General features: G+C 66.4%; 17 protein-coding genes and 5 pseudogenes. 2 read left to right on the top strand and 20 right to left on the bottom strand.

Annotated features, from left to right (window positions below):
* Window positions 1-223 (top strand): annotated as a pseudogene (locus tag ACZ7GZ_RS39230) (hypothetical protein); the annotation flags it as partial.
* A gap of 116 nt (window positions 224-339) precedes the next feature.
* On the opposite strand, the gene ACZ7GZ_RS39225 reads toward ACZ7GZ_RS39230, so the two are convergent.
* The 5 genes and pseudogenes from ACZ7GZ_RS39225 to ACZ7GZ_RS39205 all read right to left on the bottom strand — a co-directional run.
* Window positions 340-1,665: a cytochrome P450 gene (locus tag ACZ7GZ_RS39225; RefSeq protein WP_360100853.1), complete on the bottom strand. Its 1,326-nt coding sequence runs from the start codon at window positions 1,663-1,665 to the stop codon at window positions 340-342.
* A gap of 136 nt (window positions 1,666-1,801) precedes the next feature.
* On the bottom strand, window positions 1,802-2,605 hold the full coding sequence (locus ACZ7GZ_RS39220; RefSeq protein WP_360100850.1) for a terpene synthase family protein: 804 nt from the start codon (window positions 2,603-2,605) through the stop codon (window positions 1,802-1,804).
* A gap of 337 nt (window positions 2,606-2,942) precedes the next feature.
* Window positions 2,943-3,116 (bottom strand): 1-deoxy-D-xylulose-5-phosphate synthase N-terminal domain-containing protein, encoded by a 174-nt coding sequence (locus ACZ7GZ_RS39215; protein WP_360100847.1) that lies wholly within the window; start codon window positions 3,114-3,116, stop codon window positions 2,943-2,945.
* Window positions 3,101-3,280: a hypothetical protein gene (locus tag ACZ7GZ_RS39210; protein ID WP_360100844.1), complete on the bottom strand. Its 180-nt coding sequence runs from the start codon at window positions 3,278-3,280 to the stop codon at window positions 3,101-3,103. The genes ACZ7GZ_RS39215 and ACZ7GZ_RS39210 overlap by 16 nt, the downstream gene beginning before the upstream one ends.
* A gap of 217 nt (window positions 3,281-3,497) precedes the next feature.
* Window positions 3,498-3,815 (bottom strand): annotated as a pseudogene (locus ACZ7GZ_RS39205) (helix-turn-helix domain-containing protein); the annotation flags it as partial.
* A gap of 170 nt (window positions 3,816-3,985) precedes the next feature.
* Between ACZ7GZ_RS39205 and ACZ7GZ_RS39200 the strand changes: the two are divergent.
* Window positions 3,986-4,646: pseudogene (locus ACZ7GZ_RS39200) on the top strand (transposase); the annotation flags it as partial.
* A 312-nt stretch (window positions 4,647-4,958) separates the two neighbouring features.
* On the opposite strand, the pseudogene ACZ7GZ_RS39195 reads toward ACZ7GZ_RS39200, so the two are convergent.
* The 15 genes and pseudogenes from ACZ7GZ_RS39195 to ACZ7GZ_RS39125 form a co-directional block, all read right to left on the bottom strand.
* A pseudogene (locus ACZ7GZ_RS39195) lies at window positions 4,959-5,106 on the bottom strand (WhiB family transcriptional regulator); the annotation flags it as partial.
* 1,004 nt (window positions 5,107-6,110) lie between these two features.
* Complete coding sequence (locus ACZ7GZ_RS39190; protein WP_471032080.1) at window positions 6,111-7,064, bottom strand: phytoene/squalene synthase family protein; 954 nt, start codon at window positions 7,062-7,064, stop codon at window positions 6,111-6,113.
* The gene (locus ACZ7GZ_RS39185) at window positions 7,061-7,960 is read right to left on the bottom strand and encodes an ABC transporter permease (RefSeq protein WP_471032078.1); all 900 of its coding nucleotides are present in this window, start codon (window positions 7,958-7,960) and stop codon (window positions 7,061-7,063) included. Before ACZ7GZ_RS39185 ends, ACZ7GZ_RS39190 begins: the two co-directional genes overlap by 4 nt.
* Window positions 7,957-8,601, bottom strand: coding sequence for an ABC transporter ATP-binding protein (locus ACZ7GZ_RS39180; RefSeq protein ID WP_471032076.1), 645 nt, complete (start codon window positions 8,599-8,601; stop codon window positions 7,957-7,959). Before ACZ7GZ_RS39180 ends, ACZ7GZ_RS39185 begins: the two co-directional genes overlap by 4 nt.
* Before the next feature lie 146 nt (window positions 8,602-8,747).
* Entirely contained in the window at window positions 8,748-10,376 is a 1,629-nt protein-coding gene (locus ACZ7GZ_RS39175) for a prenyltransferase (RefSeq protein WP_471032074.1), read from the bottom strand.
* Between the two features lie 44 nt (window positions 10,377-10,420).
* Window positions 10,421-11,323, bottom strand: a complete 903-nt coding sequence (locus ACZ7GZ_RS39170) for a terpene synthase family protein (RefSeq protein WP_471032072.1) — start codon at window positions 11,321-11,323, stop codon at window positions 10,421-10,423.
* A gap of 91 nt (window positions 11,324-11,414) precedes the next feature.
* The gene (locus tag ACZ7GZ_RS39165; protein WP_471032070.1) at window positions 11,415-12,440 is read right to left on the bottom strand and encodes a 4-hydroxy-3-methylbut-2-enyl diphosphate reductase; all 1,026 of its coding nucleotides are present in this window, start codon (window positions 12,438-12,440) and stop codon (window positions 11,415-11,417) included.
* On the bottom strand, window positions 12,437-13,528 hold the full coding sequence (locus tag ACZ7GZ_RS39160) for a polyprenyl synthetase family protein (RefSeq protein WP_471032068.1): 1,092 nt from the start codon (window positions 13,526-13,528) through the stop codon (window positions 12,437-12,439). Before ACZ7GZ_RS39160 ends, ACZ7GZ_RS39165 begins: the two co-directional genes overlap by 4 nt.
* Entirely contained in the window at window positions 13,525-14,640 is a 1,116-nt protein-coding gene (gene ispG / locus ACZ7GZ_RS39155; RefSeq protein ID WP_471032066.1) for a flavodoxin-dependent (E)-4-hydroxy-3-methylbut-2-enyl-diphosphate synthase, read from the bottom strand. The genes ACZ7GZ_RS39160 and ispG overlap by 4 nt, the downstream gene beginning before the upstream one ends.
* 2 nt (window positions 14,641-14,642) lie before the next feature.
* Complete coding sequence (dxs, locus tag ACZ7GZ_RS39150; RefSeq protein ID WP_471032065.1) at window positions 14,643-16,529, bottom strand: 1-deoxy-D-xylulose-5-phosphate synthase; 1,887 nt, start codon at window positions 16,527-16,529, stop codon at window positions 14,643-14,645.
* A 733-nt stretch (window positions 16,530-17,262) separates the two neighbouring features.
* On the bottom strand, window positions 17,263-18,564 hold the full coding sequence (locus ACZ7GZ_RS39145; RefSeq protein ID WP_471032064.1) for a transposase: 1,302 nt from the start codon (window positions 18,562-18,564) through the stop codon (window positions 17,263-17,265).
* A gap of 312 nt (window positions 18,565-18,876) precedes the next feature.
* Window positions 18,877-19,764 carry a terpene synthase family protein gene (locus tag ACZ7GZ_RS39140; RefSeq protein WP_471032063.1) on the bottom strand — a complete coding sequence of 296 codons (888 nt, stop codon included), beginning with the start codon at window positions 19,762-19,764 and terminating at the stop codon, window positions 18,877-18,879.
* A 473-nt stretch (window positions 19,765-20,237) separates the two neighbouring features.
* Window positions 20,238-20,447 (bottom strand): annotated as a pseudogene (locus ACZ7GZ_RS39135) (IS6 family transposase); the annotation flags it as partial.
* A gap of 13 nt (window positions 20,448-20,460) precedes the next feature.
* Window positions 20,461-20,724, bottom strand: a complete 264-nt coding sequence (locus tag ACZ7GZ_RS39130) for a hypothetical protein (protein WP_471032083.1) — start codon at window positions 20,722-20,724, stop codon at window positions 20,461-20,463.
* Window positions 20,618-21,034 (bottom strand): hypothetical protein, encoded by a 417-nt coding sequence (locus ACZ7GZ_RS39125; protein ID WP_471032060.1) that lies wholly within the window; start codon window positions 21,032-21,034, stop codon window positions 20,618-20,620. Before ACZ7GZ_RS39125 ends, ACZ7GZ_RS39130 begins: the two co-directional genes overlap by 107 nt.
* Window positions 21,035-21,189 lie beyond the last annotated feature (155 nt).

Raw genomic sequence — 21,189 nt, 5'->3', positions numbered from 1 at the left:
AGTTCAACAGAGCACAGTCACATGCTGCCCGCTCTGCGGACCAGCCGACCGTGTCACCGAGATGATCTCCAGCTACGAAAATCTTGCCAGAGCCACGTTCATGTGTACGCCGACACTCGACCCCACCGGCAGGGGACAGGCCCGCTGGACCAGCCGTTGGAAGACCGCTCTGAACGCCTTCGACATCACCTTCGACGGCCGGCTTTCCGCAGCACGTCAGTAACCTCAACCACCCTGGTTACACCGTTCGTTTGACAGTCCCCCGGACCGCACTCCAGGGCCGGTTTCTGGCCCGCCAGTCGGGCCGGCGCGGTCCCGTCGAAGGGCGGGCGAGGCCCGTCAGGTTCTCCGGTGCACCGTCATTCTGAGGTCTCGGGGAGCCAGAAAGGTCCGGAGAACGGGGAGTACCTGAGGGGGGTGAGGATGGAGGTGCCAGTTGGCCGCAATGGAAGCTAGGCCCAGGACGGCCATGGTCATGCCGAATTTGTCTCCAATGCAGATGCGGGGGCCGCCGCCGAAGGGGGTGAGCGCTCCGCGGGGCGGGTGGGGAGCGGGTTCGCTCCAGCGTTCCGGGGCGAACGCTTCGGGTTCGGGATATAAATCGTGACGGTGCTGAACTGCGAGTGAAGAGTAGATGATAGTGCTGCCTTGGAGAATACGGTGTCCGCCGAGTGTGGTGTCCGTCGTGACGGTTCGTGTGATCAGAGCGGCGGGGGGGTAGAGCCGCAGTGTCTCGGTGATGATGTTCCTGGTCCAAGGCAGGAGATCCAAGTCAGCGAAGGCAGCCGGGCGCCGGTGGAGGACCTCTGCGCACTCCTCGTGAAGGCGTTGTTCGGCTGTGGGATGGCGGCCTAGCAAGTGGACGGCCCAACTGAGGGTATTCGCTGTGGTGTCGGATCCAGCAATGAATAGGATGACGATCTGGTCGATGATCTCGTCGCTGGTCAGTTGTTGGCCGTTCTCGTCCTTGGCGGACAGGAGCATCGACAGAGCGTCACCGTGGTCGACGCCGGTGCGACGGTAAGTGTCGATCAGTTGACCGAGTACCGTACGCAGTCGAACTCTCGCCTGCTCGTACGCGCGGTTTCCGGGAGTGGGGACACGGGTGAGCGCCTTGGGTAGAAACATCCGGATGTAGGTGCCAGCTAGCAGCGTAGAGAGATCGTGCAAGGCACGGTCGCGGTCGGCTGCTCCCAGGGCGCCTCCGAACATAGTGGTTGCGACCACTTGTGAGGTGTAGGCACGCATCTGGGCACGCATGTCTAGCAGGGCGCCGTCCTGCCACTGGCCGGTCATCTTGGAGATGACGGCGGTCATGGTCGCGGCGTAGTCGGCAAGGCGCACTTGGTGGAAGGCGGGCTGGATCAGCTTGCGTTGCCGACGGTGTTGGGCGTACCTGCAAATGGCGAGACTGTCGCCGAAGAGTTCGCGTCCTCGGTCGACGAGAGGACCGCCTTTGTCGAAGGTCCGGTCATCAACGAGGAGTTGGTGGGTCAGCTCAGGGTGGCAGACCACGATCGCCTGATGCGCTCCCAGCTGGATGCGCACCAGATCTCCGTGCTGGGAGAGAGATGCGAGGAAGGCGTAAGGGTCGCGGAGAAGGTGGGAGGCGTGGCCGAGGAGAGGTAGGGCGCGTGGAGCGGATCCGAAGGTGTACTCAGTCATCGGGGCGGAGCTCCTTCGTGTGGCGAGGTGTCCGGGTGATGCCAGTGAGCTGTGACGCCCGCTTCGCGATGTCGGGTTTCAGCCGCGGGGGCTGACGAGAATTCCCAGTCCTGCCAGCGGAGGGCGGAGGAAGAAGTCAGGGCGTGCTCTCTTGGCCGAACAAATTCGACACGTAGTCCGGAAGGCCACTGAGTTCAGCCGGGTGAGTGTATCGCTGACATTGGAAATGCCAGTCAAAGTTACCTCGCAGCACGCATGTCAGCGCATCTGAATAGCTCATGGCTACTTGTCGAACGCCGAGGCTATTTCTGCAGAGGTCGACGGACAAGCGATGTCGTGCATCGAGGAAGTTGTGGACGGTCCCGGTGACGATGGCGTTAGCACGGTCCACGGCGGTGTCCCGGTCGCATTGGTGGACGCGTTCGGTGATCAGGACCAGGTTGTAGCCGAATCCATGCCCGCATTCCTTATCAGCGGAGAAGAGGTCGTTCAGGAATGCCACGTGCTCTGCAACTGCCCGGCGCATTTCCAGGAGAGGGGGGGCATACCGCAGCTCGTCGGGCAGCGTGACGGCGGCCACGATCTCGGCGAGATCTAGGAACATATACATTCCCACAGCAAGCTGCCGGTACCCTCGGAACTCCTCGAGCCCGAGCAGTCGGCCATCTGCGCCATCAATCGATGCCCAGAGATAACTGGCGAGCCACCCCTTGATGTTATTGGCGAACTGCCGTCGCCAGGCGGCGGACCGACCCGGGGTGAGCGTGCGCCACAAGTCTGCAAGCGCCCGCTCCAGCGGCGCCTCCGCGTCGCGGAGCCCATCGAGCACCTCGACCATACGCTGCACAGCGTCGGCGCAAAGGCGCGGGTCGCGCCCGTAGGTCCCCTCATCGAACTCATCATCGACAAGGAAGCCGAACGCGCAGAACTGAGTAAGCACTGGGAGGAGGTCAGGCCCAGCACCCGGATAGAAGCGGGCCGCCAACAAATCCGGGGCTGTTCGTTCGAGGTGCTGCTGCGCGCTGGTGGTCGGGGCGAGACGGAGACGCTCGACCCAGGACCACATCTGTGGCTGGGCCGCACTCAGCCAGGGATTCGTCCCAGTCTCCGGGAGAGGCATGAAAAGGACCGGCAAATCACGAGCGGTACCTACCGGCGGCTCAGGAGGCCCATTCATGATCTCACTAACCCCATGCATAAAATCCTCGCCATCTGCCTCACTTCTCTCCTCCCCCGGCGACGATATGACACCCTGGCAACACCCACATTCGCAGCAATTAAGGTCTGCTGCGGGTCTGCACGGTCTTCGGTGTGGACACGAGGGCGGTGGAAGCATGGGAACTCTCCACCAGGTCATGCACCGACTCGGTATGCGACGGATACCCGGACATGCCACCGGCCTGCCTCAGGCTGGTGAACTCGTTGCCCCGCCCGGTCAGCAGTTTGCGCACATACGCCTGGTCCCGGTGTCGAAGACGAACGCATCGCGCAAGGAGCCGAACAGCAGGTGCAGCGCGAGGGTGACCGGCAGGTCCTCGGCCGGCCAGGTCCGCACCTCGTCCACAGAGCCGGGCAGGACCGGCGTATGAGCCGGGGACGAGGTGACGACAATCATCGGTGGATCCCTTCCCCGGAGGTGATGCGTTCCGGTCTGTCCGGCAGGGTGCAGGTCCTGCCGTTGGCGCATCGGCCCGGCCAACTCAGTACACCGCCTGGGGCAGGCTCTGTACAGGCGGGTATCACCTCCAGTTGCGGGCTTGTGAGGCGAGTTTGTGCATGTGTGATGTCGCCTTTCTCGGTGGCGCGACGGCGCTGTCACGTTGTCGGGGCGGGACGATGTAGGCGATGTCTTTGCGCGGCCCTTGGGCCGGCGAGATGGCCAGCAAGGGCGCCAAGTGATCGAGGATGCGGTCGGCCGCGGACTTCGAGACTCCGAACAGTGGCGCCACCTGCCGCAACGTGAGATTCGTGCGCCAGTACGTCGCCACCAGCAACCCTCGGTCCTCCAGCGGCAGCTGCCACGGACGGCCGCGCTGAACGTCACCACCGCGACGCCGCACCAACGCCACCAGCCTGCTGAACTGCGACTCGGTCAGCCCGGAGAACGGCTCGATCCACTTCGGATCATCCGCTGAGATCACCCCACTCATGCCCAGCCAACGCACTAACCACCCCACCGGCTACGCAACAACCTCTAGCCTCACGCTTTCACGAGGTGGAGTGTCCGGGGCTTGATCAAATAAGCGGAGAGTGCTCCTGACCTGCAACGATGGGACTCGTCTAGGGTCCTGTTGGTTGCAGGGAAAGAAGCACTCTCCAGGTGAAGAAGCGCATCGGGTCGTACCCGCGTGTCCGCATCGAGGACGGCGGCCGGGCGGTGTTTTCGCAGGCCGGGGGCGTGCTGCTGGTCGAGACCGTCCGCAAGGCTCGGGCGGTGCACGACCCGGGCAAGATCCTGCTGGACGTGGCCCTGGCGGTCGCGCTGGGCGGCGACTGCCTCGCGGATGTCGCCATGCTGCGGGCCGAACCGGCCGTGTTCGGCCGGTGACCTCCACCCGACGGTCTCCCGCCTCATCGACACCCTCGCAGCCTCCGGGGAGAAGGCCCTGCGGGCCATCCGTGCCGCGCGGGCTGAAGTCCGCCGCCATGTCTGGCAGTTGGCCTACCGGGAAGCGCCTGATGCGGGCGGGACGGTGACCGTCGACCTCGACGGGGTGCTGGTGATCGCACACTCGGACAAGGAGGACGCCGCACCGACGTGGAAGCGAACCTACGGCCACCACCCGCTGATGGGGTTCGTCGACCACGGACCGGGCGGCACCGGTGAACCGGTGGCGGCCCTGCTCAGGCCGGGGAACGCGGGCTCGAACACGGCCGCCGACTACATCACCGCCGCCCAACTGGCCCTGGCTCAACTGCCGAAGAAGTACCGGCGCGGACATCAGACCCTGATCCGCACCGACTCAGGCCCGCTGGACCATGCGCTGGAAGACCACCCTGAACGCTTTCGACATCACCTTCGACGGCCGCCTGTCAGCGGCCCGTCAGTAACCTTAACTACTGCAGTTACACCACTCGTTTGACAGTCCCGAAACCCTGACAATGGATCTTGATGGTCCAGGGAGGGATGTCCAGGTGGGACGTACGTCTCCGTATCCGCAGGAGTTCAGGTAGGACGCCGTCGCGCGGCGGGAAGCCTCGGGACTGGGATGATAGCCGGGCTCGGTGATCACTTGGGAGGGGCTGGCTGTGGGGACCGAGGCGGCGGTGTCGTCCGGGGTCGCTGGCACGCGCGTGCGCACGGGGCATCCGGGTGCACACTGCTTTGGCCCTGTTCTGCGCGGCGCCTTCGGCGAACAGTTCGTTCGGGTCCAGGGCGGCCCGGCAGACCGCTTTGTTCGTCCAGTCCTCCTCCGGTGTCGCCCCGAAGCCGTCCTCTCCCCGTTTTGGCCTGCGCTCTTCGGTTTCACCTTATGCATCGGCAGAAACGTGAGGGTAGGGGCGGTCGCGCAGTGAACGGAGCTGCGGGCAGTACCGCGGGAGGGGGGTCTCTGTCCGCGATGGGTATGGCGCCCGGAGCGTGGTGTGACCTGCCTGCCCCGGGCGCTACGGACCTGTTGCCGGGTCCGTGGGAAACCACGGTAACTGCTATGGCCGGCGAGCTGTCGCTGATCGGCAGTCGCCCAGATCCGAAGTCGGACCAGGGTCACCGACACGTCGGCCCTGTCGGCGATGTCCTGTGCGGACATGCCCTGCTCGCGCAGCCGGGCAGCCCATCGGGCGGCGGCATAGGGCGGGACACGGGCGGGAAGACCGCGCAGGCGGTCCTGGTTGCGTTGGCGGCGGGCCCGGCGTGCCGCCTGGCGGCACTCGGCGCGGGTGCAGCCGTAGTCGGCACAGGATGCCTGGCCGTGACGGACGGCTGACCGCTGCGGCCGACGCTGCACGAGCGGCGCGGCCGGGGCGGCGGACTGTACTTCAGAGGGCGGCATGGTTTCCTGCTGCGAGTTCGGGGTGGCGGTCCACGGTACGCGCCCACGCTGACAATGCGGCCCCGCCCCACCCCGGCTCGCTGGCAGGGGGTTGCCCGTCACTGCTGGAGCCGGCGGTCGAGAACGTGGTCATCGTGATGGCGGTGGAGGGCGGGCTGTCAGAAGGAGACGGCGATTCTCGCATCCTGAGGCCAGCGGCAATGCCTCTTGACGTCACCGTCACCCAAGAAGTGTCAGCCGGCCTCCGGGATTGCATCACCGTCTCAACGTGTTCCCCAAGGGTGAGCCCTCAAGCTCTGAGCCGGAGTATCGAAGAGCGGTGGGGCGGGACTCCGGCCACGTCGAGTGTGGTGCCGCAGGTAACAGCCAGCCCGCGCGGACAGCCGGCGCCTTGCCCTCAAGATTGCTCACGCCGTCATCAGAGGAGGACGCCGGCGTGGGCCCAGCGCTGTTCTAGGGACGGATGCCCGCCGTGCGGGGGTGGACGCGGGCTGCGGCGACGCGGGCGAGGACGCCGAGTGCGATGCTGATGCGCCGGCGGCGGCCAGGGGCGGCGCGGCGGTGGAGGACGGTACAGCCCTGGTCGGCGACGTTGTCGAGGATGCCGGCGTAGAGGATGGAGGCCGTGCGAATGGCAGGCTGGGACGGAGGATCGATCAGGGCAATGCCCGGGGCAGCTTCGAGATAGGTGGAGCGGGCGAGTTCCGCGGCACTTTCCAGGGCAGTGCCGATCCGCCGGTTCTCTTGGCCGGTGCGGCGGCTCCATTCGAGCAGACCGCGGTCCACGCCGTGTGCGGCGAGGAGGTCTGTGGGCAGGTAGATGCGGCCGCGGTCGAGGTCCTCACCGACATCGCGCACGATGTTCGTCAGCTGGAAGGCCTCGGCAAGGGCAGTCGCGTAGGGAACTGCTTCCGGGGCGGGCACGACGGTGCCCAACACCGCCATGGCTTGCAGGCCTATCGTGACGGCGGCTCCGTGCATGTAGACGCGCAACGCGTCGTAGTCGGGATAGTCGGTGACCTCTAGGTCGCTGCGCATGGCGGTGATGAAGTCGGTGAAGCACTGGTGGTCGATCGCATACCGGGCGGCGGTGTGAGCTGCCGCCCGGACCACCGGGTCCTCGGCACGCTCACCGCGTAGCCCGGCACTCAGTTGTTGCTGCAGTTGGTCGAGGGCTCTGGCGCGCTCGCCGGCAGTGCCAGTGCTGTGCATGTCGTCTATGAGGTTGTCGGCCCGCCGGTTGAAGCCGTACAGGGCGTGCATTGCGGGTCGGAGATGGGTGGGCAGCAGACGAGTCGCAAGGAAGAAGGACTTGCCCTGCCGCGCGTTGATGTGGCGGCACGTGGTGTAGGCGCTACGCAGAGCTGGGTCGGTGATGCCGGCGGCGTCCAGTTCCCGGCGGGTCATGTGGGGGCCTCCGGGGGTCTGGTGGGCGGCCACGAGGGTGAGGAGCGTGGGCTGTTCGGAGGGGTCGGCGCCACGGATGGGATCTCCGGCGAGCGCGTCCTGTCCTCGTCCGCAGGTTCGGGCGCCGGCACCGGGAAGGCCTTCGGGTAGGACCAGGTGCGTGCGTAGAACATCACGAGACTCATCGCACAGGCGCCCGCCGACCAGATGAGGCCGTGGAGCAGGTAGCGCAACGGAGCGGTGTGGGTGAAGCCCGCGGCGATGGACAGCTGCAGCGGCCCGTACAGCGGCAGCGCCCACGTTCCGGGCTGGCCGCCGCGGGCCGCACTCGGGTTCTGCAGCGTGACGTCGATGAGACTGGTCATGATGACCAGGAACATTCCCTCCAGCTCGCCGCGAAGCAGCGCGCCGAGCATGATCCCGATGCTGCCGTAGACGAGCCCGGAGACGATTGTGGCCCCCACCAGCAGGCCGGGCTGCTGCACGGCCCAGAACAGGCACAGGAACACCGAGCAGTACAGGCCCATCGCCACCGCGATCACTATCAGGCCGACGGCCTTGGCCAGGAGCAGCGGTCCGCGGGGAAAGCCGGCCAGCACCAGGCGGCGGTCCAGCTCCCCGGCCTTGAAGGTGGCCAGGAACATCATGAAGCCGACGATCAGGGTACCCGCGTTCAGCGCTGCGGTGATCTGGTTCATGTGGTTGGAGTCGACGGTCAACTGACCGCCAAGCGCGGGAACAAGGAACCGGACGGGGACGGTGTAGGTCACCGCTCGCACCAGCCAGATCCAGACCGGAACGAAGAATACGGCCAGTACGAGGGCCAGTCGATTGCGCGCATGGCCGACCAGGGCGAACCAGCAGGCAGTGGCAAACGCCTTTCCTGCGCGCCTCACCGCGCTCTCGCCGCTTCCGTAGGGGCAGCAGCACCGCGGAATGGCCGGACCGTGCCGTCGCGGAGCTCCGCAACTTCGTCGAAGCGGTCCATATCGTGGGCCATGTGGGAGACCACGAGCACCGAGCGCCCGCGCCCACGCAGCTCACCGGCCAGTTCCCAAAAGCGCACATACGTCTGCCAGTCGAAGCCTTGGTACGGCTCGTCCAGTACCAGAACGGGCGGGTCATGCATCAGTGACAGCACCAGGTTCACCTTCTGGCGCGTTCCTCCGCTGAGCACTCCCACCCGTTCGCCGCGGTATTCCGCGCAGCACAGCACCTCCAGCAGCTCTCGCGCCCGACGCAGATGGGGCAGTCCGTAGGCGACCTGAAAGAACCGCAGGTGCTGGTCGACGGTGAGTGTCTCGTCGAGTACCACGTGCTGCGGGCAGTACCCCAGTCGATTCGGCCGCCGCACCGCCCCGGCATCGGGCGTCAGTTGCCCGCAGATGATCCGTAGCAGCGTGGACTTGCCCGCTCCGTTCTCTCCGACCACGCCCACCAAGGTCCCGGTCGGCACCTGTAGCGAGGCCCCGCACAATACGCGTCGCCGACGGTAGGACTTCCACACGTCTTCGACCACAAGCGCGCCCCGGCCCATCACGCCGCCTTTCTGTAACGCCCCACAGATGTCGACACGAATGGGACAACCCGGGACAGCGCCCCGGCTGACCATCCTGCTGATTCAGCGGCGTCAACGGGAAGAGCGCGAAAGCACGAGAGCGTGAATGTGTTGAACACTTACGGTCAAAGATATGGGCCTGTCTCCTCGAATGCGGGCCTTCCGCCGTGAAGGTGGAGTGCAGCGAGAATGACGGACCGCACGATGGCGGTCGGGTGGTAGAGGTCCTTGTCGATCCACAGCGGCGGCGGTTCCGCACCCGCGGCGCTCCCGCCATGTACGGGGTCCGTACGCACGGCAGAACGCAGGAACTGTGTGCCGAGCCTTATGACTTCCGCCGTGCGTGGATGGGTGCTGGGCCCGTTGAGTGCCAAGATGTGCAGCGCATATGCGGTTTCCTCTGCGGTGCCCGCCCAGCGTCCCCAGGAGCCGTCCGCACACTGCGTGTTCACAACCCACCGGCGGGCTCGTTCCAACGCCGGCCGGGATGCCGTACCGCCGAAATGGTTCAGCGCGAGCGTGGCGCACGCGGTGGCGTAGTAGGGGGACGCGTGCCAGCGGTCCTCCCAGTGCCCGTCGTCGTACTGCTGGGTGCACAGCCAGTGCGACACTTTGGCTGTGGTCGTGGCATAGCGGTCCGTCAGTCGCCCGTTGCGGGAGACGCTCAGGTACTGGCCGAAAGCCTCCAGGACATGGGCATTGGTGGTGACCGACCGACCGTCCTCGCCGGGCCACGTGCAGAAGTGCGTGTCCAGTTCGTACTGCCAGAGCAGATCAGGTGGATGCGGGACACCCCAGAGGCAGAGGGCGAAGAGCACTCCGGCGCTGGTGTCCGCGTCCGTGGGGAGCCCTGACCCACCGGCCGCGCCGGTCGGTCCCACGGCGGCCCGCAGCTCGTTGAGCAGCCTCGGTGGCACAGCGAGCGGGACGCCGGCGCGGGCGAGCCAGTGCAGTATCCATGCCCGCTCGAAGTGCGTCATCGGCACAGCAACGGAGACAGGCCCGCCGTGTTGAGCCACGGCTGCCTCCAGGTAGCAGCGCGCGGGATGGTCCGGTGGCGGTGCGGTGCCCAGCCAGGCGGCGGTGGCCGCCGGGGAGGCGCCCACGGTCCCGATCAGTGTGGGACGGACCCCGGCTGCCTGTTCTGCGGCGCTGCCGGCTACTTCCAGCAGGTGCAGAAGTTTCCCGGGCAGACTCTGGCCGGACGCCAGCCGGTTCCTGATCGTCGTGAGCGCGCCATCGGCCCCCGGGGCGCAGGGTGCTTGCAGTGGGCCGGCGCTCTCACGTAGCGCCGAGGCGCAGCGCGGCTTGTCGTGCAGGTCCTCCACATGCTCGGTGATGAGTGCGGTCAGCGACGATGTGATGAGTTCGATTCCAGGTGTGTCTGGCAGGCTCAGCGGCTCCTTGCCGTGCAGCCAGCTGTTCAGCAGGACCAGCCCCTGACCGGCTGCGCGGGCCAGCTCTGTGTGTGTGATGCCGTCGTGGGAGCCCTGGGCGCGCAGGGTGGCCAGCAGGGCTTCGGTCGCGCTGAGAGTCGGAACAAGGGCGTGGCCTGGGTCGGGGGCTCCCCAGCCGCCGTCTGGCCGCTGAGCATTGAGCAGAAAGCGCAGCCGTTCGGTGTGTCCGGGCAGCCAGGGGGCCAGGGCCACCAGACGTGCGGTCTCGTAGACGGAGGCAGAGGACTGACCCCAGGGGTGTCTCAGCAGCCCGCCGACGACTGTCCGCGCAGCCGCCGTGATGTCGTCCGCCGCCATACTGATGGCCTCCTGGGCAGCGGCGGATACGCGGCGCGAAGCACTCACAGCGATCCCCAGTAGTCGCTGTTCTGATAAAAGCCCATGCTGTAGCCCATCTGCCGCTCCAGGTAGACCGCCGCCTGCGGGAATCTCGTTTTCAAGGGCGCGATGAGTGTTTTGCAGCGGTTCACGGTGGCGTGTATGCGGGCGTTCACCGTGTCCCGGTCCACGCCCAGCATCAGGCAGTTGAGGTCACCCCAGTGCACGTCCCGGTCGAAGGTGGCGAGGTCGTTGAGCAAGCGCAGGAGACGCTGTACCTCACGGCTGGCGTCCTGTAGCAGTTCGGTGTGGTCCCGCAGGCGTTGTGGGTCCGCGGTGGCGATCCAATGCGAGACGTTGACCCATGTCGAGCCAAAATTGTCAGCGTTCTCGAGGTATTCCTCGAAGGTAGGCAGCGTGTCCCGGCTGCCTACCTTCCACGTCCACTCCCGCGCTGAGCTCTCCATGAGGCGCCGCAGTTCATTACGCCAGACCGAGCCCCACACTTTGAAGCCAGCTGCCTGGGCCAGCTCATCGCGGATCTCGGCAAGGAAGCAGGAAAGGCTGTCCGCTTCATCGGGCGGCTCGCCGTGCGCCACGGCGAGACATCGCTGGACGATCTCGTCCACCTCCAACTGGGCGGACGCGAGATGGTCGATCAGCCAGTCCAGTCCGAAGACCCACAACGTCGATCGGTTCGCCATCCGCAGCTCTTCGGCACTGGCCCCGGGCGAACCGAATGCGTTGGCACAGGCAGTCGCGCTGCACATCGTGGAGTCCAGGGGCTTGGCGTTGAACAAACCCGGATAGGATTTACAGGCCTTCTCGAGATCGCGCGCGCTCTTGACCACGACCGCCACAGTCAAACCCATCGCACGTGCCTCATCGAGGTGCTGATCGTCATGACCGCTGGAGAACAGGTACATCGCTGGTCACTCTCCGAGAAGTTCGGTCCCATGGGTGGAGCTGGAGCGACAGGGCCGGTGTCCGGTCACCGCCAGTCGGTGTGGACGTCGGTCAGACGGCACGGTTCGTCGGGCGGCGAGCGCCGCCCGGCACCTGGGGAGTTCGGGCCCGTGGGGTGGGGGCCTGCACGCGCCGGTCGGTGCGTAGTTCTTGGGGCAGGGAGAAAGTGAGCGACTCCTTGGCGGCCGTGATCGTGGACACGTCCGTGAATCCGCGCGCGGCGAGCCAGTCCAGGACGCCCTCGACGAGGATCTCCGGCGCCGAGGCACCCGACGTCACCCCAACTGTGGTCACGCTCTGAAGCCAGGCCTCGTCGATCTCGTCGGCTGAGTCCACCAGATGGGCAGCGTTGGCGCCGGCTTGTACGGCGACGTCGACCAGGCGTTTGGAGTTGGAGGAGTTGCGTGAGCCGATGACGATGACCAGTTCGGCCTCGGCGGCCAACTGCTTCACGGCCAACTGACGGTTCTGCGTGGCATAGCAGATGTCGTCGCTGGGCGGGGACACCAGGCCCGGGAACTTCTCCTTGAGCGCATGCACCGTCTCCATCGTCTCGTCCACGGAGAGCGTGGTCTGTGACAGCCACACCACTTTGCGCGGGTCGCGGACCTCGATGTGGGCAACATCGGCGGGGCCGTCGACCAACTGGGTGCGGTGGGGCGCGTGGCCGAGGGTTCCGGTCACCTCCTCATGGCCTTGGTGGCCCACCAGGAGGATGTCGTAGTCCTGCTGGGCGAAGCGGACAGCTTCCTTGTGGACTTTGGTGACCAGCGGGCAGGTCGCGTCGATCGTGGTGAGGTTCTGCCGGGCTGCCTCTTCGTGGACGGCTGGTGCGACGCCATGTGCTGAGAAGATCACGACGGCGCCCTCGGGCACCTGGGCGGCCTCTTTGACGAAGACCACGCCTTTCTTCTCCAGCGTCCTGACCACATGCTTGTTGTGCACGATCTCATGGCGGACGTAGACGGGAGGGCCGTACCGTTCGAGCGCTGCTTCCACAGTCTGTATGGCGCGGATTACGCCAGCGCAGAACCCGCGGGGCGCGGCCAACAGAACACGCTTGTCGAGGGCGTTCACACTGTCCTCCGAGTGGTGGCGTTCGCAAGGTGCCGCAGGTGCGGAAGGACGCACGGGGCGATCGCGGTGGGGGTGTCCAGGAGACGGAACGCGTTCTCCCGGCGTTGGCTGATGAGGTCTTCGACCTGCGCACGAGCACGGGTGGCGGTGAAGATGTCGCGGATACTGGCGGCGTCGGCCTCGGTGAGGTCCGGGCGGCCGAGCAGGCGGCGCAGCACTTCCGCCTGGTGGGGCGTGGCATCACGCAGAGCGATGGCGACCAGGGCAGTGTGTTTGCCCTCGCGCAAGTCATCCAGGCGCGACTTTCCGGTCACGCTGGGATCGCCGAAGACGCCGAGGAGATCGTCGCGGAGTTGGAAGGCTTCGCCCAGGGGGAGAGCATAGTCGGTCAGGGCTGTGAGCAGGTTGTCGTCGGCTCCGGCAAGCAGGGCGCCGAGGTGCAGGGGCCGTTCGACGGTGTACTTGGCGGTTTTGTAGCGGATGATCGCCAGTGCGCGGTCGAGGTCGGTGCTTGGGGTGCCGGTGGTGGTGACGTCCAGGTACTGGCCGTACATGGCTTCGGTGCGCATCACGTGCAGCACGGGCAGGATCCGAGTCAGCCGGCCTGCGTTCAGTTCGGCGGTGTGGATGAGTTCGTCGGACCAGCACAGGGCGAGGTCGCCCGTGAGGATGGCGGCGGCGTCTCCGAGACGGGCGGCGTGTTGTCGGGTGCGGCTATGGGTGTAGTGGCCGGCCAGGGCGCGGTGGACGGTGGGCCGTCCGCGGCGGGTGTCGGAGGCGTCCATGACGTCGTCGTGGATGAGGCAGAAGGCGTGGAACATCTCAAGTGCGGCCGCCACCTGCAGCACAGCCGGGGGAGGATCCGCCGCGCCGCTTGCGGCCTGCCAGCCCAGGACACACAGCATCGGGCGCAGGCGTTTGCCCCCGGCGTGCAGGAAGTCGGACAGAGCGGACGCCGCCAGTGGTGGCATGCCGTGCGCCGTGGCTTCCAAAGCCTTGGCGTGCAGAAATTCCTCGAGGATCGCCTCGATACGGCGTTGGGACTCGGGCAGGTCGATCCCATCGACCACCGAGGGCGCGAGCGTCATGAGACGTCATCTCCCGCCGTCATCTCCAGAGCCTCGCTCAGGAGCGTCTCGACGATCTTGGATTCGCGGACGGTCTTGATGACCTGGCCCTGGCGGAAGATCTGGCCTTTGCCGTTGCCGCAGGAGACGCCGAGGTCGGCTTCCCTCGATTCGCCGGGGCCGTTGACGACGCAGCCCATGACGGCGATGCGCAGAGGGTGGGGGAAGCCGTCGAAGGCTGCTTCGACTTGGGCGGCGAGGCGGTGGATGTCGACTTGGAGGCGACCGCAGCCCGGGCAGGAGACGATCTCCAGTTTTCTGGGACGCAATCCCAGGGATTGGAGGATATGGCAGCCGGCCTTGACCTGCTCGACCGGGTCAGTGGACAGGGACACACGGATGGTGTCACCGATGCCCTCAGCGAGCAGTACGCCAAAGGCGACCGCCGACTTGATGGCGCCCTGGAAGGCGGGGCCGGCCTCGGTGACGCCGAGGTGGAGGGGATAGTCGCAGCGCGCGGCGAGCAGCCGATTCGCGGCGATCATGGTGAGCGGGTCGTGGTGCTTGACCGCGATCTTCACATCGGTGAAGCCGTGCTCCTCGAACAGCGAGGCCTCCCACAGCGCGGATTCCACCAGGGCCCCGGGGGTGGCCGTGCCGTGTTTGGCCAGTAGGCGTGGGTCCAGAGAGCCGGCGTTCACCCCGATGCGGATCGGTACTCCGGCCGCGGACGCGACTTGGGCGATCTCGCCGACCTTGTCGTCGAACCTTTTGATGTTGCCGGGGTTGACGCGTACGGCCGCGCAGCCGGCGTCGATGGCCGCGAAGACGTAGCGGGGCTGGAAGTGGATGTCGGCGATCACTGGGATCGGCGACCGGGCCACGATGCGGGGCAGCGCCTCGGCGTCGTCGGCGGAGGGGACCGCGACACGGACGATGTCGCAGCCCGCCGCGGTCACCGCCGCAATCTGCTGGAGTGTGGCGTCCACATCGGCGGTCACCGTCGTCGTCATCGTCTGTACCGTCACCGGCGCGCCGCCGCCGACGGGCACATCTCCCACATGGATCTGCCGGGAGCGGCGACGTGGCGCGAGCTTCGGCAGGGTGGGCAGGCCAAGGTCGATGGTGGTCATGTTCATGCCTCTCTGGTGCGGGCGCGTGCGCGCAGTACGGCCTGGACCATGCCCTCGTGGCTCAGGCCCGCGGCCTTCAGCAGGTCGTCGCGGGTGCCGTGGGACTGGAAGCTGCCCGGCAGGCCCAGGACGCGCACCGGAACGGTCGAGCCGGCATCGGCCAGCGCCTGGGCAATGGCGCAGCCGGCCCCGCCCGCGCGGGTGTTGTCCTCACAGGTGACCACCCAGCGGTACCGGCCGGCCAGTCCGGTCAGTTCGTCGGGCACAGGCAGGACCCAGCGAGGATCCGCCACGGTCACACTGATGCCCAGAGCGGACAGGTGCCGGGCGGCCTCCAGTGCGGGGGTGGCCAGCGGACCGACAGGCACGAGGAGAACATCGTGCGCCCCGTCGTCGTACAGAATGTCGAGGACGCCTTCGCGTCGTACCGCGGGGATGTCCTCACCCACGGTGGCCTTGGGGAAGCGCAGAGCGGTGGGGCCCGAGGAGTGGGTGACGGCCTCCAGGAGAAGTTCCCGCAGGCGCTTGGCATCCCTTGGTACGGCGACGCGCATGCCGGGGACGGCGCCGAGGATGGTCAGGTCCCACATGCCGTGATGCGAGGGCCCGTCGGGGCCAGTGATGCCCGCCCGGTCCAGGACGAAGGTGACCGGCAGGCAGTGCAGCGCCACATCCATCAGCACCTGGTCGAAGGCGCGGCCCAGGAAGGTGGCGTAGACGGCGACGACCGGATGCAGCCCGCCCATCGCCAGACCGGCCGCCGACGTGACGGCATGCTGCTCGGCGATCCCGACGTCGAAGAACCGTTCGGGGAAGTGCTCAGCGAAACGGGCCAAGCCGGTGGGGCCAGGCATGGCCGCCGTGATCGCCACCACGTCATCGCGGCAGGCACCGAGTTGGCGAAGCTCCTCGGCGAAGACGCTGGTCCAGCTGGGCGCGCCGCCCTTGGTGACCGCTTGGCCGGTGGCGGGGTCGAGGACGCCGATGGCGTGCATGCGCTCGGCCCGGTCCTGCTCGGCAGGAGCGTAGCCTTCGCCCTTGGCCGTCACCACATGAACGACGACAGGACGGCGCAGGTCCCGGGCGATACACAAGGCGTCCTCGATGGACGGCCGGTGATGGCCGTCGATCGGGCCGAGGTAGGCGAAGCCGAGGAGTTCGAACAGGCTGCGGGCCACAGGCAGAGGGCCGGGCACGCCGGCAGAGCGTTCCTGGGCGCGCATGAGCCAGTCCAGGCTGTCGCCGGCGCCACCGCGTAGCCGCTGCAGGTGGTCGGCCAGGCCTCCGATGGTGGGCGCATAGGATCTGTCATTGTCATTCAGGACAACGATCACCGGCCGGTCGGGAGCGCCGCCGAGGTTGTTCAGGGCTTCCCACGCCATGCCGCCCGTCATGGCCCCGTCCCCGATGACGGCGACCACGGCCCGCTCTCCCTCGCTGGTCAGCTGTCGGGCCTTGGCCAGGCCGTCGGCGTAGGCCAGTGCGGTGGAGGCATGCGAATTCTCGATCACATCGTGTTCGGACTCACTACGGCTGGGATATCCCGACAGGCCCCCGACCTGACGCAACTGGTCGAAGTCGCGCGCGCGGCCGGTGAGCAGCTTGTGGACATAAGCCTGGTGCCCGGTGTCGAACAGCAGCGTGTCGTGCGGAGAGTCGAAGACACGATGCAAAGCCAGAGTGAGTTCTACGACGCCCAGGTTCGAGCCCAGATGCCCGCCCACCGCGCTGACCTTCTCGATCAGGAACGCACGGATCTGCGCGGCAAGTTCACCAAGACGCTCTTCGCGAAGGGAGCGCAGAGCCTGGGGGGTGTCGGTCGCGAACAGCAAGGCGAAACCTGATGCCTCATGAAATCTCGGGTGGCAGTCCGTAGTGGGAGCGGTCATCGTGTGGTCCTCACAGCGATGGGAAATGATGCAACGGATTCGGCGGTGCGAGGTCTGCCGGACGATGACGCGGCCTCCTGCAGGTGCGACGACGGCTTCATCGGCCACCAGGACGAGAACCGCGCCGACAACGGGTCCTTCTCCGATCACCTCAATCCTGGGCGCTGGCAATTCACCATCCGCAGCTGCAGAGGGGCTTCACACCGCGCTGACAAGTGCGATGAGGAGCCGACTCACTCAGCCACCCAAGGCGTCAGCCGCGTCGGCACCCACAGACCCGCAGGCAGGCAACGGACCGGCGGCCAGGCCAGGAGCGTCTGCGCACGGAAGGGTGGAGTGCCTCAGTGACGATGCTGTTGCCAAGGAAAGCGTTCCTGCACTCCCCTCGCCTACCACCTGGCCCAGGCAGTGCGTGAACGTGTTGAAAGGGACTGTAAGAAAAACGGTGTAACTCCGATCATGGAAGAGTGCACCTGTGACCAGCGACAACATAGCCAAGCCGTCCGAGGCAGGAGCCGTGTCGGCGACGGTGGATGACCAGTGGTGCTGTCACGTTGAGCTGGGCCGGTGAGACAGCTCGTGCGCGGCGGCATGCTGCTCCCGCAGCCGGGTCACGATCTTCAGCTCCTTCGACGGCTGTACCACCTGGGGCTCCGCTTCAGGGTGGCCGGGGCCGTCTTCCGCGGCGGTAAGCGGTTCTGCCAGGCGGGAGCGGTGGGCGTTGACCGTCTTTTCAACCGCCTGGCCGAGGTTGGCCCACAAGTGATATCGGTCCGCGGCCTGCGGCCTGCGGCGCCCCGACCCGCGCGCCTTCCCCGTAACCACTAGAGCGGTCCCGGCAGATGACCTTCACCTCGGAATGGCCTTGGAGCCAGGCGGCCAGGTCCTCGCCCTCGCGACCGTCGTAGAGATGCAGCGGCCGGTGGGTGGCCATGCCGATCAGCACCGTGCCGTAGTGGCGGCCCTTGTGAAAGGCAAAGTCATCGACACCAAGCACCTCAACCTCGCAGATCTCCGGCTCGGGCAGGGCCCGGACCATCCGCAGCAGCGTGTCCCTGCCCACGGTGTTGCCGACCGCGGCCGCCAGGCGGGCCCCGGCCCGGCCGGCCATCGCCAATCCGATCTGTGTCAACAGCCCGCTCAGCAAGGGGCTATAGCGGCCGTGCGGAGTCGTCAGCCCTGTGATCTGTTCGGCGAACGTCACTGCCGGGCAGGCGGGATTCTCACAGCGGAAGCGACGTATGTGTAACTCGATCACGACACCAAGACCGCCCACAGCGGCATCCCGCTGCTTGCGTACATACCCGCCGTGCACCCGCGACGAGCTATGACCGCAGCGGCTGGCCCCCGTCGTCGACCGCGCTCGTGCCCGCAGTACAACCTTGTCCGGCCGTCGCTCGACCTCCTCGATCAGCAGCGCGGACAGGTACGGAAACAGCTCCAGGAGCACATCACGAGAGCACCCGATGCGTGATCGCGAACAGTATGGAAGCGGTCGCTGACCTGCAGTGCTTGTGGAGCGCCGTCGGCGATTCCCTGGCGGCAGACGAGCGAGCCGTCCCGGCACACGATCTCCACCCCGGGTGCTCAGCAAGCCACGCGGCCAGTGCGGCGGCATCCCGCCCCTCCCACAAGTGACCGGCAGCCGCGTTTCGCCGTCGAGGAGCAGGGTGCCGTACACGTCGCCGTATAGCGCGAAGTCGTCCACGCCCAGCACCCGAGGCGTCGCTATGGCTGGTAAGTCCACCCTCATCAGCTGGAACAGCACGCTGGTCCGCGAGAGTGGCGCGTTCAGCAGTCCCAGGAGCCGGGCACCGCCCCGCCCAGCCAGCAGGGCACCGGCCGCCTCGACCAGCTTCTGCAACAGCGGGGTGCGACGCTGGTAACGCACCGTCAGTCCGCTGGCCTGTTCGGCGAACGTGACCTTCAAACAGGCCGGGTTCTCGCAGTACAAGCGACGCGCGCTCAGCTCGATGCGCACCGGCCGGCCGCCGATGGCCCTGTCGGCCAGATGGCGTACGTAGCGGCTGTGCACCCAGTCGCTGGTGATGCCGCAGCCCGTACACCGAGCAGGTGCTTCATCACGGGTACGAGCCCGGACGGTCACGACAGGCCCTGTCGCATCGACAAGACAACCGCCACGCTGGCCAAGCGCGGTAACAGCGAGGGAAGTTCAAGGCAATCGATTCGAAGATCATCCCGCGGAGCCCAACCGTCAAGTTGACGGTGCCCCCGAGGGCCTCGGGCGTTCTGCCACGGCCCGCAGTCACCCGATCGGTGGCCACTCTGAAAATGCTCCCTGAATGATCTTGCAATCATCTGGCACGCAGTCAACTTGACAGTGTCCTCAGGGCCGTTCAGGGGTGAAGATGTGATAGCGGGGAGAGGTGCGGCACCAGTCGTAGCAAGCTCTCATCATCGATTGCATGGAGCGGACATGCGTCCACACTGCCTGTCGGCTGCCGTGGTCGAAGAGCTCCAGGGCATCCATGGCAGCAGGCAACTGGGCAGTGAGGACCAGAAATTCGTCCGCCCAGTTTCGGATGGTTTCGGCGACAGCGCCAATGGCCTCGAGCCGTGTGAGATTGCGAGTACGCTCCAAAACCAGGATGAGGCAGTGGGGATCACCGAGCTCCTCCTCCTTTGCCCAGGAAAAGATGTCATTGACGGTGTCGCCGATGCGCCCGCATAGCTGACGCAGTTCGCCAAGCTGGGTGCATTCCAGTGCGATCGGCGGCAGTTCGGCTCCGTCGATGCGTTCGGCAAGGTCCAGAAGGATGGGCATGGCTCCCTGGGTCCTGCGCAGCTGCATATACTGCTCCACACTCAGTGCCTTGCGCTGTCTCTTGTTCTCTGCCTCCTTAATATGGCCGTGAAGGTATTCCTGCCAGTTCTGCATGGCTCGCTCACGCCACGAAGCACTCATCCCTTCGCGCTCCCGTCCCCATACATCTGCCAGAGCTGCGGCCAGAGGAGTGTTCCAGAATCGGGATGGCTGTTGCAGGGCCTGCAGGGGCTCTTGGATCTGGTCACGCACCTGATCTGGATCCAGATCAGAAGGCTCGAAGAGGTCATCGGCCGCGAAAATGATGGACATCAGGTCCATACCGATATCCAGGTCGGGGCCGGTGGCCGAAGGGAAGAACCTGGCTGCTAGTTCCGGGCCCCGCCAGTAGCGGTAGACCTCTTCTCCTGCCGGATGACGGAGCAGGGCGAAGAGGCCAAAGTGTCTCATCCAAGTGATGTTCCGTTCGGCAGCCGCATCGTCCGCCGAGAGACTAGGAGGCCAGGGAATATCCAGCTGAGTAGCTTGGCCGTTGAGAGCGAAGGGTGCGCCAGGGGTGCTCGCGGATGGAGGCATGGTCATTTCGCGTCCTTTGTGGAGTGCAGCCGTCCAGTTCTGGCATGGTTCCGGTCGGATACCCGGATTGAAGGGCCTAGACAGCGGCAGATCACAGTTAACCCATCCCAGCCACCACAACGGAAGACCCGGAGACGCGAATGGCATGCACTGCATGCAACTTTGTGGCCTTGTGAACGAATTGGGCGGAGACGCGGTTGGAGCCGGTTACCGGTAGATCGTTAAATCGGGAGGTGGTATGTGCCTTGTCTTTCCAGCAGCGCGGTCCGAGGACGGCGCACGGCATTGTCACGTTGTCGGAGGCGCGTTCATCTGATGAGGCGTCAGGGTAGGGCGAGGCCGGTGGTTCAGGCCACCAGGGGCAGGCCTGTGGCTCCCGTGATGTGATTCCAGATCGCGAAGCGGATGAGCATCTCGATGCGGTGGCGATGGGCGGTCATGAGGTGGCGGTGGCGTCTGGAAGTGGGGTGAGATCCCGGTGAACGCGGACAGGAACCGCTGCGCACCACCGGGCTGCGGAAGCCTTTCATCGCGCGTTCACGCTGGCGGGTGGGCTGAACCCGTAAAACTTCAACCTGTTGAAGTGGGCGTGTCCGGTGGGGTGGATGGCAGGACGGAGGCGAGCAGTGCGTGTGCGTCGGTGAACCGTCGTGTCGCGGTGGTCGAGGTGTATCCGACTCGGTCCAGGAGGGGCCGGACATCGTTGAGGGAGTTGCCGATGGTGCTCTCACTGACCTCGAAGGCGTCGGCGAGTACTTGTCGGGTGCACAGGCCCCGCTGGTAGAGGACGGTCGCCAGGACGGGTTCGGCATCGGTGATCTTCTGGCGGAACACGCCGCCACCGGGTTCCGGGCAGGCGGTCGCCCCCGCGCCGTCGGTGGCGTCGCTGTTCGACGCGGGCGGCTTGCAGCGAGGCGATGCGCTCGGTCAGTTCGGTGAGGTCCTGGCGGCTCATGCCGGTCAGCGACGGGTCGGACAGCAGGTGGGGGATCCTTGTGCGGGTCCGGCTCGAGCCGGTCGTAATGAAGTCCGTCAGTGCGGCGGCGTCGGCGAACCGGGTGGTGGTGGAGGCGACGGTGATGCCGCGTTCCTGCAGGAGGAGGCGGGTACTGGTGACGATCTTGCCGATCGTGGCCCGGTCCACCGCCAGGAGTTCGGACAGGACTCCGAGCGAGCAGGTCTGTCGCTGGTAGACCAGGGGTGATCACGACGCGGTCGGTGTCGGTGAACAGGGGGCTTGACGCCGGCCCCGGAGGCTCTGCGGCGGGGGCCGCCGCGCTGCTGCCAGTAGCGTTGCGC

Source organism: Streptomyces sp. NPDC037288 (assembly GCF_055603265.1).
The sequence above is the reverse complement of the archived record's forward strand: the minus strand, read 5'-3'. Positions and strand labels throughout refer to the sequence as shown.